Here is a 13131-nt window from a genome sequence, read left to right on the forward strand (position 1 = left end):
TTTATTCGGTAGAAATCGTTGATTTAACCTTGAGTGGTATCATCAAAATTTCTTTTTTCTGGTTTTTTTGTAAGAGTTTTTTTAGCTTCTACCTGTTCCAAAAGTTTCAATCCCAACAATCCGCTGATTCCTCCATTTGCAGAATCTCCGTTTCCTCCGATAAGAACATCGGGCATTATTTTAACATTCTGATTAGCAATAGATTCTATCACTTTGAGTTGAGTGAAATTATCTTCTCCCATTGCTTCTACAGAAAGTTTGTAGGCTTCTGCGTTAGATTTTCCTATCGCCAATATTTTTTCGGCTTCGGCTTTACCCATTAAGGAAATTTGCTCGGCATTTGCTTTGGCAAGCAATCGTGTTCTTTCGGCTTCTCCATTTGCTTTTTTTACGGCTGCTGCAGCTACTCTTTCCGCAATCAATACTCCTTGGTCGGCTGTTACGATCTCTTTTTGGATATCTGCAACCGCAGTTTCTTTTTCCAGACTTTGTCTTGTTTCCTGAGCCAGTTTTTGCATTTCGAATGTTGTTTTCTGCTCTTCGGCAATTTTTCTGTCCGTTAAAGTTTTCATCAATGTTTCTGGAGGTGCAATATCACCAATTAACGTATCAACAGCCGAAACATTATACTGTTCCAATACTTTACTAATATGCTCTCTTGCAGATTGTTGTCGTTCTTTTCGAGTTACTAAAAAGGCAATTACATCGCTGTCCTGTGCAGAATTTCTGAAATAATTTCCAATAGTTGGTTCTAAAACTTGACCTACGAGATTCATCATATTTCCGAAACGGGCAATTACTTTCGGAGCTTCATTAGACGGAATATGAATAATCTGCGAAACATCAAGATTAAAAGGAAACCCATCTTTACTTCTTACGGTAATGGTAGAAAGATTTTTGTCTAACTGGTGAGATTCGCTTCTTGCAGATGCCCAATTCAACACCAAATTGGTAGTCGGAACCAGCTCCGTTTTCATAATATATGGATTGATCGGGTATTTTCCCGGACCAAGAGCTTCTGCCCAAACTCCTTTGAAGCCTTTTTCTACAATATTTCCGTGTTTGAATTCTGCTCCACTCAGATCTTTTCCTTCTTCTCCTACATAACTGATGACCACACCTACGGAACCAATCGGAATTTCTGTCATTTTTACCATTTCAAGCTGTACAAACCAAGGATTTAAAAAATAAGAACCCGCTAAAATTACCTGTTCCTGAAGACCTTTATACCCTCCATTATTTAAAAATACATCAACATCCTGAAATTTGTTGTGATCTTCAATTATTTTCCCTGCAATTTGCCCTTCTTCTAATGGTTTTCCTTCTAAGGTGGTAATTACACCCACTGCATTATCCGGAATCTGCATCATATCTGTTAAAGAAACCTCAAACAATAGTGTGTTGATTCTGTAAGAACCTGGTGCAATTACTGCGGTCTGTCTTCCTTTTCTGCCTCCATTTTTTAAAAACGCTTCTGCATCTTGGAAAGAATCGCATTCAACTTTTCGGGCTAAAATTCGTCCGGTTTCTAATTCCTGACCGTCTTTAGCCAAAATTAATCCTATTTTTCCAGTTGGGATAATGGTAAAAGATTGAAAATTAATAGAATATTGCCAAATCCATTTTCCAAAATAAACACCTGGAGCTAGCGTTTGAGCTTGAAATCCTGCTTCTCCATTGGTTGCAATAATGCGCCCTTCTGGCAATTCTTGTTTTCCTACCAGTACAAATTTTTTGGTAACCAACCCTATTTTATCTTCGGGGACAATAACCAACCCAAAGAAAACTCTGAGTATGAATTTGTAAAAAATAAGACATAAAAAAATGATAACGGATGGTATAAACCATACTGAATGTAAAATGTTTTCCATAATTATTTAGTTTACTATTTTTTTAGGTATTAGAAATAAGAGAACTATAAACTCTATAAATACAATAACTGTAAGATATCCTATTGGTCTTCCTAATATTAATCCTCTTATCAATCGGACAATGCCTAGTAATAAAATTGAAAGGGTAAAATATAAGGTTGTTGTGGTTAAAGATTTTCCGATAAAAACGAAGACATAAAATAGTAATATCAACATCAAATAAAATTTCAGAAAATCGGGTCCTTTTATTGAAAAAGGGTTAATTGTATTGTGCTGTATGATAAGCAAAGTCATACTTATTACCACAGAAACTGAATATAATCCTATGTTTTTCATACCTCATCTATTTTATCCGCCACAACCTCCTCCACAACCTCCACCACAGCCACCTCCACATCCGCCACCACCTCCGCCGCAACTTCCTCCACCACAACTACTTCCTCCAGAACCATCTTGGTTTTGTTTTTTATCATTCGCTAAGTGAGTATTGCTTTCGTCTGTAAATAATGAACCTATAATTCCAAAAATGAAAATTGAAATTACGATCAACAGGATAACCATAAAAGCTGTACCTACTGATTCTGAACACGATGACAGCATAAGAAGAGCCGGAATCATAGAAAATATTTTGAGATTTTTGAGCCATTTCCTTTCTGTCTTTGGTTTTTTATCAGGGTTTTCCCAGATATCTTTTGGAGCTTCCTGCTGAAAAATTTCGTAGTAATTTTCTAAAGTTTCCTGAAACCAATTTTTATGCTTACTATTTTCTGAAGAACCTCCTTTTGACGGGTGATGATGGAGTTTCCTCTTTAAAATATTCAGACAAAAATCTTCCCAGTAATTTTGAGTATAAATAAGATGCATGTGCCAAACTTTATCTACGGTTTCACTGGGCGATGCTCCGTTTGGAGAAATGCAACACAGATATACAAATTTTTTATACTCTTCTATGGCTTTATGTGTGAAATCCAAAGTCCAGTTTTCTTCTTTGGCTAATTTTTTTGAAAAGGGAAAAACAGCATCTTGTGCATCTAATGAAAACCCTTGTATTCGGTTCCAAAGAGCCTCGTTTCTTAGTAAAATTTTTGTTTCCATTTGTTTTATTTTTTCTATTTGGTTATTTGACTTAAAAGTTTTTTGTTAATTTTTTAAATAAGATATTATTTAAGACCTTCTGCTCCTGTAAATACTTTTAGTTTCAATGCAGTTGTGTCCACCAACGAGTATTTATCATAAAAACCATCTTCTTCTGCCGATTTTTTTTGGGAGTAATAAGATTTTATTTTTTTGTGAACTTGATTGATTACAGATTTGAAAGCCTTCAAATCTACCTTTGCATCTGCATTTCTTGATGGCATTGCCGTTATATATACCTTGCCGGTTGGGCTAATGTATAACTGCGTGAGATCCAAACTATTGCTCGTTATTTCTTCAGAATTATAAGAAAGTCCTCGCATAAATAATTTTTCTTCATTATTCCTTCTAAAAGACTCTATTGAAGATTTATCAAGACTCATAAAGCAAAATGTTTTTGTAGGAGGTGCGTCTTTGTGAAGAATTTGAGATAAATACCCTTCCTCTACCAGATAAGTTTCATTATTACCGCATTTCAAATACATTTCAACGCCAACACTATCGGGTTTGGCTAAAAAATTATCCATATAATACTCAGAATTAAGCATCAGGTCAATCTCAGTCTTGTTTTTATTGATAATACGTTCCACTTCTGTTTGTTCCGATTGTCTTTCATTCATCACGGGCATTAATAACAATTCGGCAGAATCATCATTGGTGTATAAAAACACCGGACCAAATGTCTTTAAGGTATCTTTCACTCTTTCTACCCTATCGTTGTGTGCTTCTATTCTTTCAGAGTTTTCTTTATTTTTTGAAACATCCGCCATTAATCTTACCAAATTATATCCAACAACTAACATAGGCACTAACCAATATAAAAATCCCCAGTTCGAAGACCTTATTTCTTTATAATCATTGGTGGGATAGCTATCATAGGAAGTGATTTCAGGTTCCGGAAAATCGGTAGGAGAGTCGTATCGTTGTCGGGATTCGGGATCGCTTAATACTTCATAAGCCTCCCTTATTTTAGCAAATTTTTCAGCAGCATCTTTTTCGTTGCTTACATCGGGGTGATATTTGAAGGAAAGTTTGCGAAAGGCGGCTTTTATTTCATCGGTAGTAGCCGTTTTTTCTACACCTAAAATTTTGTAATAATCCATGTTATGTTTTCTCTAAAATATTTTTATATTTTTCAGATTAAAAATTGTAAATCAGCATTTTATAGCGGCTGAAAGGCAACACGTTTTTGAATTTTTAATATCATTTTCACTTACATTCTCTTTCGCAGTTCTTGAAACGAATGAATTCTAAAAGGCTCATTTTTACCTGTTATTTCCAGTTCTATCTTTCCAAATAGATTTTTTCCAAAATATGGCTCATCAAATGCATAAAGATTATATAGATCGCCTTTGTCCCGAAAAACACATACTCTGTAATCTAATCCGTCTCCTTCTATGAACTGAGCTGAATGAACCCAAATAGCGTTAATTTCATTAAATAATACTTCTGTGGTTATCGTTTTTTTTACAAAGACGATTTTCTTCAGTTCAAAATCAAAGACAATAGTTTCCTGAAGTTTATGATCCCCGAAAATATATCCCAATCCTAAAAATCCTGCCTCTTTTAGCCATTTTTCGATTACGATTTTCTTTTGATCTGCTACAGTTAGTATTTGTTTATACATGGTCTTGTGTTTAGTTTTATCTTATTATTTTACTTCAACATTTTCAAAAAATGGCTTTATAATCTTCTTATGGATTATTGTTTTTTCATCTAAAATTTTCATGTTTTGTTATCTTTTGTTTTCTATCCAAATTTCCATTGATTTTAAAATATAAAAGTCCTGTAAAAATCTTTTTTAGTTTCAAAAAAATCTTATATTAGTCTTAAATTGTAAAAAATGAAAAAAGAAGATATTTTGCATTTAGAAAAACTAATGAATTTTCTAAGTCTGCATTTTTTAAAGAAAAATAATTGGGAAGATGTTTCCAAAACCGAATGGTCTTATATTGTAAGCGAATTAAATGATTTGATTGCCTATAATCATTCAGAAAAAAAATTAAAAAAAGGAGCTGCTTTTCTGGGTTCAAATTATCTTTATGAACATTTGATAATCAACAAACTAAAGAGGTATTATCAAAACGAAAATTCTGTTTTAAGCAAACCCAATCTCGCTAAATTAAGTCTTATTGTTCAGGTTTTGGGATATGCCAATTATATTGATTTTATTAACTCTCATACCGGAGTTTTCAATTTTAATGATCTTCAGATCAATATGAACAATGCCAAAACCAATACCGAACTTTTGGATCAATTAGTGGGTTGCTGGTATTTTTACAATAGAAATTTACCCGAAAATCCCGAACAAGGAAAAGAAGAGAGAATCTGGCGTTCTGCAATGGAAATATATAAATCCGAGACTTCCGGTGAATATTTTGTGGAACGAAGTGGAGGAGATAATCACAAATATTACGGAAAAATTACAGCGTACACAGATTATGTTTTTGTGATTATGAATAGTAATACATTTATCCGGCAAAGACATTTTATTTCACGGATAAAAGATATCCACGAGAAATTAAAAAATCCTACGTATAAAATTCAGGAATTACATTTTATAAGTACATGCATCAGCTTTAATCAAAATCCTATTGCTTTGTTTGAGATTGCGCAAAGAGTCACAGATCGGAGAAATTTTGTTTCAGATTCTATTAGTTTTCCTATTGAAAGTCAGGAGATTCCGGCTTCAATTATTGTTCAGCTAAAAGATGCGGAAGCAAACAGAATAGATTATAGATAGAACGTCATTAGTTTCAGTTTTTTTGAGTATTTTTACTATGTATTTATCAACAACAATGAATATAAAATTACTTTGCCTGATTTTTTTTCTGGGATTGCAATTCTTTTTCGGTCAGCAAAACACAGAATTTATAGCCGTAAAAGAATATTATGACCATCAAAGATCCATGCTTTTGGATGCTTTTAAGAATGAAGCAGCCAAGCAAAGTAATACCTTTGCTATAGAACAGATGAAAAGAGACTTTTCAGAATTTATGGTAAAGTTGGACAGTATTCAAAATGTGGCATTATTGTCGGCTCTGATCAAAGTGAAAAACCGAGAAGATATAGAAAAGTTTTCCCATCAAAATATTCCGGATATCGAAAATATTGTTCAGGAAAAAAAAGCAACAAATGAAATTCCAGCTGAATATCCGGGAGGAATTAATGAATTTCGTAAAAAAATTGCTCATATTTTTTATTTTGATGCATTACAGCCGGAAATTTCCAAAATGTCCACTAATATTTATTTTGTGGTGGAGAGAGATGGTAGTATTTCCACAGTACGAGCCGATGGAGAAAATTTTGTTTTTAATAGGCAAGCAGAAATAGCGGTGTATATGTTACCTGAAAAATTTAATCCGGCTACTTTGAACGGAGAAAAAATACGCTACAGTTTTCGAGTTCCTTTAACGATGAATTTTGAGTAAATGTTTACCCACGAATATTTTATGAAATTGGCTCTTCAGGAAGCTGAATATGCCTTAGAAAAAGATGAAGTTCCGGTTGGCTGTATAGTAGTTTTTAATGATAGAATTATTTCCCGAGCGCATAATCTTACAGAAACTTTAAATGATGTTACCGCTCATGCAGAAATGCAGGCCATAACTTCTGCCGCAAATTTTCTGGGGGGTAAATATCTGATAAACTGTACAATGTATGTTACTCTTGAACCTTGCGTAATGTGTGCGGGAGCTTTGAATTGGGCACAAATTTCAAAAATCGTAATCGGAGCAAGAGACGAGCAAAGAGGATTCATCAATAAAAATCTTTCACTACATCCGAAAACGGAGATAATAACCGGAGTTTTGGAGAATGAATGTTCGGCAATAGTGAAAGAGTTTTTCAGAAGTAAGAGATAATCATCTTCCTAAAAAATACAGACCTTTCAGTGTATGAAGCCGGTCTCCTACATGGATTTTGGTGGTCAAAGGTTTATATACATGAGAAACTCCACCCGTTGCAATTACAAAACAATTATCCTGAACCTCATCATTAATTCTATCAATAAAACCTTCAACCATTCCTAAAAAACCGAAAACCATTCCGCTTTGCATACAAGAAATGGTGTCAAGACCAAGAACGGATTTAGGTTTTACTAATTCAATTTCAGGAAGTTGTGCGGTATCTTGGATGAGACTATTGAGGGAAGTAATGATTCCCGGAGCGATGATTACGCCTAATGTTTCTCCATTTTCGGCAATGCAACTTACAGTAAGCGCTGTTCCAAAATCCAATATGATTTTCTTTTTTCCGGGATATAAATTATGTGCAGCAACAAGATTGGCATAGATATCCGTTCCCATTTGTTTGGATTTTGGCTCAACTCCGGATTTTGTATTTCTATCTACAATGATAGGTTCTACATGATGAATTCTTTTGATGGCGCTTCGTACTACTTTTGTTAATTGCGGAACTACCGATCCGATAATTATTTTGTCAATATGATGAGCTTCAACTTTATAGGTTTGATAAAGCATAAGAAACTGAACGTATAATTCGTCTGTGGTTTTATAAGGTTTGGTATTTAATACCCATGAAACATCACAGTTGTCATCATTGAAAAGCCCGAAACGGATGTTGGTATTTCCTATATTAATTACAATGGAATTCATTTAAAAGTGATTTATATTTCCTAACTTTTTATTTTACTTCTACAAAATTATTATCCGGACTAACATCTGCAAGTCTTTGAGAAAAATCAATTCCTAAAGCTGAAAGCTGAGCTTTGGTGTACGGAATAGTGAAAGTATATTCTTGCTGTGTCCATGGCCAATATTCCAAAGTTTTAAAATCTCCATAAATATCCTTTGTTTTCCAGGTATGGGTCATATTCATCGGAATATGATAGTTAATTGTTTTTTTATCTTTAGTCAAAATACTAAAATCTATAGGCATTGGAATTTTTCCTTTGTTTTCCAATGTAATTGTAGTAGAATTTGTTCCATAATCTACATTTTTCACTGCATAATCAATGGTTTTTGTAGTATTGATCCAATAATGATGAAACCATTTTAGATCCATTCCGGAAATATTCTGTGCGATATGAAGAAAATCTCTGTCAGTTGGATGCTTTAATTTCCATTGATTAAAATATTCTTTCATTACCAAAGAAAGGTTTTGCTCACCAATAATATATCCCAGCTGAACAAGATAAAGCTCGCCTTTCACATAGCTTGCAAAAGTGTATGCATTACCGTTATCATGATGATCGCTTAGCCAAACAGCAGGCTCTTCCAAACCGCTTTTTGAAAATCTCACATAATTGTTAATTGCTCCAACAAATGGATGAGGTTGAGGTTCTTTTAAAGGAAACAGTCGATTCATCACATAATCTTCGGCATAGCTTGTAAAACCTTCGTCCAACCAAGGTTTCATACTTTCATTGGTTGCTAAAATTTGCTGAAACCAAGAATGGGCTCCTTCATGAAACATCAATCCGCACAATCCTTCCACATCTTTAGCTTCTCCTAAAATCATTGTACACATTCCGTATTCCATTCCTCCGTCTCCACCTTGAATAAAAGAATAAGTAGGATATACATATCGTCCAAAAGTAGCATTCATCAATTGGAAGTATTTTGTAATGTAAGGTTTTGCTTGTTCCCACGTTGTTGTTTTTTCATTTTTTTGATAAACAAGGTATACTTTTGGTCCATCCAAAATAGTGAAAGAATCTACTGAGTAATCGCGATCTGCAGCCCAAGCAAAATCCAGAATATTTTTTGCAGTCCATTTCCAAGTTGTTTTGTTGTCGTTATCCGATTTTATACTTGCAGAAGAGTCATATCCCTTTACTTCAGATGGGTTTTCCAGAATTCCTCCAGCTCCGATTACATAATCTTTATCTATTTTTATACTGATTTCGTAATCTGAAAACGGAGCATGAAATTCTCTTCCCACATAATCAAAAGTAGCCCAACCGTCGTAGTCATATTCTGCAATTTTTGGGTACCATTGCGTCATGGTCATATCAATTCCTTCTCTGTTGTTTCTACCGCTTCTTCGTATTTGCATAGGAATATTGGCATCCCATTCCATTGTGAAAGTTGCAGATGAATTAGGCTTTATAGAAGAATCCAGATAAACTTTCATAATAGTTCCCTGAATTTCAAATTTTAGATCTTTACCATTTTGTTTTATCCAATGGATATTTTGTGCTCCTTCCTGATCTTTAGGAATGGAAGTTAATCTGGAAATACCATTTACCTGTAATCTTGAATCTCCATTTTTGCCCTGATTCTGAACTCTTTGATCCATCATGGAATTGGGTTTAAAAGCATTCCAGTAAAGATGAAAATAGATCACTTTTAATTCATCAGGAGAATTATTGGTATAGGTAATGCTTTGATTTCCATTATATTTATAATTGGCAGCATCCACATCAATATCCATTTTGTATTTGGCATATTGTTGATAGTAAGAGTTCTGTTGAGTGTAAAATAAGGAAAAGAAAAAAGCAAAAATAAAAGCGATTATTTTTTTCATTTTAGGTTTGAGTTTAGTTGAAGACAAGTTACAAAAATATACAAATAACCGTAAGTGGCAACCAAAAATTCTTCCAATCTATTTCTTTGCAGGAAATGCTTTTCTTAGTGAGTATAGAATTATGACGAAAATAGATATCATCAATTTGAGATTGCGGAAATTAGTTCGTAAATTTGCAAAGTAAAATCAGTCTAAATAAAAACAATGATAAAAGTATCAGATCAGGCAAAGATAAAAGCAGCTCAGCTTATGACTGAAGATGGCTTTGATCCTGAAAACGATTATATAAGAGTGGGCGTAAAAAGCGGAGGTTGTTCCGGTTTGGAATACGTATTGAAGTTTGATAAAGATAAAACAGAAACGGATCAGATTTTTGAGGATAACGGTGTGAAGATCATCGTAGATAAAAAATCCATTTTATATCTTGCCGGAACTACTTTGGAATATTCTGGTGGTTTAAATGGAAAAGGATTTGTTTTTAATAATCCAAATGCTGCAAGAACTTGCGGATGTGGAGAAAGTTTTAGTTTATAAATAGAATTATGTCTAAATATACAGAGGAAGATCTGAAAATTGACCTCGAAAATAAAAAATATGAATTCGGCTGGGAAACGGAAATCGAATATGAAGATTTTCCCGTTGGTCTCAACGAAAACATAGTGAGAGCCATTTCTGCTAAAAAAGAAGAGCCGGAATGGATGACAGAATGGCGATTGGAATCCTTCCGAATCTGGCAAAAAATGGAAGAACCAACTTGGGCAAATATTAAATACGAAAAACCTGATTTTCAGGCTATAAAATATTATGCTGCTCCAAAGAAAAAACCGGAATTAGCAAGTCTTGATGAAGTAGACCCTGAATTATTGAAAACTTTTGAGAAGTTAGGAATCAATATTGAAGAACAGAAAAGACTTTCCGGAGTTGCGGTGGATATTGTAATGGATTCCGTTTCTGTAAAAACAACGTTTCAGGAAACATTGATGGAAAAAGGAATTATTTTCTGTTCCATTTCAGAAGCCATTAAAAACCATCCTGATTTAGTAAAAAAATATCTTGGAAAAGTAGTTCCGAGAGGAGATAACTTTTATTCCGCATTGAATTCCGCAGTTTTCTCTGACGGAAGTTTCTGCTATATTCCGAAAGGTGTGAAATGTCCGATGGAACTTTCCACCTATTTCCGTATCAATCAAGCTGGAACAGGACAATTTGAAAGAACATTGGTAATTGCTGATGAAGGAAGCTATGTTTCTTATCTTGAAGGTTGTACAGCTCCTTCGAGAGATGAAAATCAATTGCATGCTGCTGTTGTAGAACTAATTGCTCTTGATAATGCAGAAATAAAATATTCCACAGTTCAGAATTGGTATCCCGGAAATGAAGAAGGAAAAGGTGGTGTTTTCAATTTTGTAACGAAACGAGGACTTTGCGAAAAAAATGCAAAAATTTCTTGGACTCAGGTGGAAACTGGTTCTGCTGTAACTTGGAAATATCCGGGTTGTATTTTAAAAGGAGATAATTCGGTTGGAGAATTTTATTCCATTGCTGTTACAAACAATCACCAATATGCCGATACAGGAACTAAAATGATCCATATCGGAAAAAATACGAAATCCACCATTATTTCAAAAGGAATTTCGGCAGGAAAATCCAACAATTCTTACAGAGGTTTGGTAAAAGTAATGCCTTCTGCAAAAGGAGCAAGAAATTTTTCTCAGTGTGATTCTCTTTTGATGGGAAATGAATGTGGAGCACACACTTTTCCATATATAGAAATCAAAGATCCGACTGCACAATTAGAGCATGAAGCTACAACTTCCAAAATTGGAGAAGATCAGATTTTCTATTGCAACCAAAGAGGAATTGATACGGAAAAAGCAATTGCGCTGATTGTGAATGGTTTCAGCAAAGAAGTTTTGAACAAGCTCCCAATGGAATTTGCCATTGAAGCTCAGAAATTATTGGAGATTTCTTTGGAGGGTTCAGTTGGATAATTGAGAATGTGCTAATTTGGTAATAAGATAATTTGATAATGAAGGAAAATATTATTCTTACTAAGACCTTTGATTTTTCATTAAAAATTATTAAATATTGTGAATTACTGCATGAACAGAAAAAATTTGTTATTTCAAATCAGCTTTTAAAATCAGGAACTTCAATTGGAGCGAATATAAGAGAGGCTCAAAATTCTGAAAGCAAGAATGATTTTATACACAAATTTAAAATTTCTGCTAAAGAAATAGAAGAAACAAACTACTGGTTACTTTTATGTAAGCACTCTGAAAGTTATCCAAATTGCGATGAATTAATTGAAATGTTAAAAGAAATTGAAAATATCACAAATAAAATAATTATAACATCAAAAATAAGTGGTAAGAAATAATTATCACATTATCTTATTACCAAATTATCATATTGAAATTATGCTTAATATCAAAAATTTACACGCCAAAATAGAAGACGGCACAGAAATTTTAAAAGGTATCAATCTTGAAATAAAACCAGGAGAAGTTCATGCGATTATGGGTCCAAACGGAGCAGGAAAATCTACACTTTCTTCCATAATTGCAGGGAAAGAAGATTATGAAATTATGGATGGAGAGATTCTTTTTGAAGGGGAAGATATTTCTGAAGATGCTCCGGAAGAAAGAGCGCACAAAGGTATTTTCCTTTCTTTTCAGTATCCTGTTGAAATTCCGGGAGTTTCCGTCACCAATTTTATTAAAGCTGCAATTAACGAAAACAGAAAAGCAAACGGAAAAGAAGAAATGCCAGCAAAAGAAATGTTGGCTTTGATTCGTGAAAATTCTGAAAAACTTGGAATAAAAAAAGATTTCCTTTCAAGATCTTTAAATGAAGGATTTTCCGGAGGTGAAAAGAAAAGAAATGAAATTTTCCAAATGATGATGCTGAATCCGAAATTGGCCATTCTTGACGAAACCGATTCAGGATTGGATATTGATGCTTTGAGGATTGTTGCAGATGGCGTAAATGCATTCAAGAATGAAGGAAATGCCGTTCTTTTGATTACTCACTATCAAAGATTACTGAATTACATCAAACCTGATTTCGTTCATGTTTTGGCGGATGGAAAAATCATCAAAACAGGAGACAAAACATTAGCTCTGGAATTGGAAGAAAAAGGCTACGACTGGCTTTTGAATTGATTTTGGAATTTGAAATTGAAAATTTGAAATTGAAAATTTGAGATTTGAAATTTAATGGCTACGATTAACAATTTTGAAGATTTGGATATTTGGAAAAAATCCCGCGAATTATGTCGGAAAATTGAAATTCATTGCCTTCAAAATCCAAAATTTACAACAAATATTAAAAATCAAATTGACCGCTCTTCAAGCTCTATAATGGATAATATTGCTGAGGGCTTCGAAAGAGAAGGAAACAAAGAATTTATTAATTTTCTTTCAATAGTGAAAGGTTCTTGTGGAGAAGTAAGATCTCAGCTTATCAGAGCTTTTGACAGAAAATATTTAGAAGAAAGTATTTTTTTAGATTTGAAAAACGAATTTCTGAATTTATCTAAGAATATTGCAGGATTTATGAATTATTTAAAAACAGTTAACCATAATGGAAATAAGTTTAGAAGATAATCTCAAATTTCAAATCTCAAATAAAAAAT

The 13131-nt window shown here is 33.5% G+C and carries 14 protein-coding genes; 8 read left to right on the forward strand and 6 right to left on the reverse strand.

The genetic code is table 11. The annotated features are described in order from the left end of the window. Nucleotides 1–23: 23 nt before the first annotated feature. The 4 genes from AC2A1C_RS12965 to AC2A1C_RS12980 all read right to left on the reverse strand — a co-directional run bounded on the left by AC2A1C_RS12965 (nt 24) and on the right by AC2A1C_RS12980 (nt 4632). Nucleotides 24–1871 carry an SPFH domain-containing protein gene (locus tag AC2A1C_RS12965; protein ID WP_484026204.1) on the reverse strand — a complete coding sequence of 616 codons (1848 nt, stop codon included), beginning with the start codon at nt 1869–1871 and terminating at the stop codon, nt 24–26. Between the two features lie 348 nt (nt 1872–2219). Next, a complete protein-coding gene (locus AC2A1C_RS12970; RefSeq protein ID WP_484026205.1) occupies nt 2220–2966 on the reverse strand; it encodes a glycine-rich domain-containing protein in 747 nt (248 codons plus the stop codon). Between the two features lie 65 nt (nt 2967–3031). Further along, the gene (locus tag AC2A1C_RS12975; protein WP_484026207.1) at nt 3032–4108 is read right to left on the reverse strand and encodes a DnaJ domain-containing protein; all 1077 of its coding nucleotides are present in this window, start codon (nt 4106–4108) and stop codon (nt 3032–3034) included. 110 nt (nt 4109–4218) lie between these two features. After that, the gene (locus tag AC2A1C_RS12980) at nt 4219–4632 is read right to left on the reverse strand and encodes a hypothetical protein (RefSeq protein ID WP_484026208.1); all 414 of its coding nucleotides are present in this window, start codon (nt 4630–4632) and stop codon (nt 4219–4221) included. Between the two features lie 216 nt (nt 4633–4848). Here AC2A1C_RS12980 and AC2A1C_RS12985 point away from each other — a divergent pair, with 216 nt between their 5' ends. The 3 genes from AC2A1C_RS12985 to AC2A1C_RS12995 are packed head-to-tail and all read left to right on the forward strand — an operon-like array spanning nt 4849 to nt 6868. Beyond that, nucleotides 4849–5748 (forward strand): hypothetical protein, encoded by a 900-nt coding sequence (locus AC2A1C_RS12985; protein WP_484026209.1) that lies wholly within the window; start codon nt 4849–4851, stop codon nt 5746–5748. 55 nt (nt 5749–5803) lie between these two features. Continuing rightward, the gene (locus AC2A1C_RS12990; protein WP_484026210.1) at nt 5804–6436 is read left to right on the forward strand and encodes a hypothetical protein; all 633 of its coding nucleotides are present in this window, start codon (nt 5804–5806) and stop codon (nt 6434–6436) included. Then, a complete protein-coding gene (locus AC2A1C_RS12995; protein WP_484026212.1) occupies nt 6437–6868 on the forward strand; it encodes a nucleoside deaminase in 432 nt (143 codons plus the stop codon). Here the strand turns inward: AC2A1C_RS12995 and AC2A1C_RS13000 are convergent, their stop codons facing one another. After that, nucleotides 6869–7621, reverse strand: coding sequence for a type III pantothenate kinase (locus AC2A1C_RS13000; RefSeq protein ID WP_484026213.1), 753 nt, complete (start codon nt 7619–7621; stop codon nt 6869–6871). It abuts the gene before it with no gap. A 28-nt stretch (nt 7622–7649) separates the two neighbouring features. Beyond that, entirely contained in the window at nt 7650–9494 is a 1845-nt protein-coding gene (locus AC2A1C_RS13005; protein WP_484026215.1) for a M1 family metallopeptidase, read from the reverse strand. A 204-nt stretch (nt 9495–9698) separates the two neighbouring features. Here AC2A1C_RS13005 and AC2A1C_RS13010 point away from each other — a divergent pair, with 204 nt between their 5' ends. The 5 genes from AC2A1C_RS13010 to AC2A1C_RS13030 are packed head-to-tail and all read left to right on the forward strand — an operon-like array spanning nt 9699 to nt 13102. After that, nucleotides 9699–10028: a HesB/IscA family protein gene (locus tag AC2A1C_RS13010; RefSeq protein WP_484026216.1), complete on the forward strand. Its 330-nt coding sequence runs from the start codon at nt 9699–9701 to the stop codon at nt 10026–10028. Nucleotides 10029–10036: 8 nt separating this feature from the next. Further along, nucleotides 10037–11485 carry a Fe-S cluster assembly protein SufB gene (sufB, locus tag AC2A1C_RS13015; RefSeq protein WP_484026217.1) on the forward strand — a complete coding sequence of 483 codons (1449 nt, stop codon included), beginning with the start codon at nt 10037–10039 and terminating at the stop codon, nt 11483–11485. Nucleotides 11486–11523: 38 nt separating this feature from the next. After that, nucleotides 11524–11874 (forward strand): four helix bundle protein, encoded by a 351-nt coding sequence (locus AC2A1C_RS13020; RefSeq protein ID WP_484026218.1) that lies wholly within the window; start codon nt 11524–11526, stop codon nt 11872–11874. Between the two features lie 40 nt (nt 11875–11914). Then, a complete protein-coding gene (gene sufC, locus AC2A1C_RS13025; protein ID WP_484026220.1) occupies nt 11915–12658 on the forward strand; it encodes a Fe-S cluster assembly ATPase SufC in 744 nt (247 codons plus the stop codon). Between the two features lie 54 nt (nt 12659–12712). After that, nucleotides 12713–13102, forward strand: a complete 390-nt coding sequence (locus AC2A1C_RS13030; RefSeq protein ID WP_484026221.1) for a four helix bundle protein — start codon at nt 12713–12715, stop codon at nt 13100–13102. Nucleotides 13103–13131 lie beyond the last annotated feature (29 nt).

The organism is Chryseobacterium sp. HNCC26DJ241 (assembly GCF_057180505.1).

Excerpts from the sequence above, each read along its gene's own strand:
- AC2A1C_RS13005 (WP_484026215.1), bottom strand. The coding sequence starts at position 9,494 with ATGAAAAAAATAATCGCTTTTATTTTTGCTTTTTTCTTTTCCTTATTT.
- AC2A1C_RS13000 (WP_484026213.1), bottom strand. The coding sequence starts at position 7,621 with ATGAATTCCATTGTAATTAATATAGGAAATACCAACATCCGTTTCGGG.
- AC2A1C_RS13030 (WP_484026221.1), top strand. The coding sequence starts at position 12,713 with ATGGCTACGATTAACAATTTTGAAGATTTGGATATTTGGAAAAAATCC.
- AC2A1C_RS12990 (WP_484026210.1), top strand. The coding sequence starts at position 5,804 with ATGAATATAAAATTACTTTGCCTGATTTTTTTTCTGGGATTGCAATTC.
- AC2A1C_RS12965 (WP_484026204.1), bottom strand. The coding sequence starts at position 1,871 with ATGGAAAACATTTTACATTCAGTATGGTTTATACCATCCGTTATCATT.
- AC2A1C_RS13010 (WP_484026216.1), top strand. The coding sequence starts at position 9,699 with ATGATAAAAGTATCAGATCAGGCAAAGATAAAAGCAGCTCAGCTTATG.
- AC2A1C_RS12970 (WP_484026205.1), bottom strand. The coding sequence starts at position 2,966 with ATGGAAACAAAAATTTTACTAAGAAACGAGGCTCTTTGGAACCGAATA.
- AC2A1C_RS12995 (WP_484026212.1), top strand. The coding sequence starts at position 6,437 with ATGTTTACCCACGAATATTTTATGAAATTGGCTCTTCAGGAAGCTGAA.
- AC2A1C_RS12975 (WP_484026207.1), bottom strand. The coding sequence starts at position 4,108 with ATGGATTATTACAAAATTTTAGGTGTAGAAAAAACGGCTACTACCGAT.
- AC2A1C_RS12985 (WP_484026209.1), top strand. The coding sequence starts at position 4,849 with ATGAAAAAAGAAGATATTTTGCATTTAGAAAAACTAATGAATTTTCTA.
- sufC (WP_484026220.1), top strand. The coding sequence starts at position 11,915 with ATGCTTAATATCAAAAATTTACACGCCAAAATAGAAGACGGCACAGAA.
- AC2A1C_RS13020 (WP_484026218.1), top strand. The coding sequence starts at position 11,524 with ATGAAGGAAAATATTATTCTTACTAAGACCTTTGATTTTTCATTAAAA.
- AC2A1C_RS12980 (WP_484026208.1), bottom strand. The coding sequence starts at position 4,632 with ATGTATAAACAAATACTAACTGTAGCAGATCAAAAGAAAATCGTAATC.
- sufB (WP_484026217.1), top strand. The coding sequence starts at position 10,037 with ATGTCTAAATATACAGAGGAAGATCTGAAAATTGACCTCGAAAATAAA.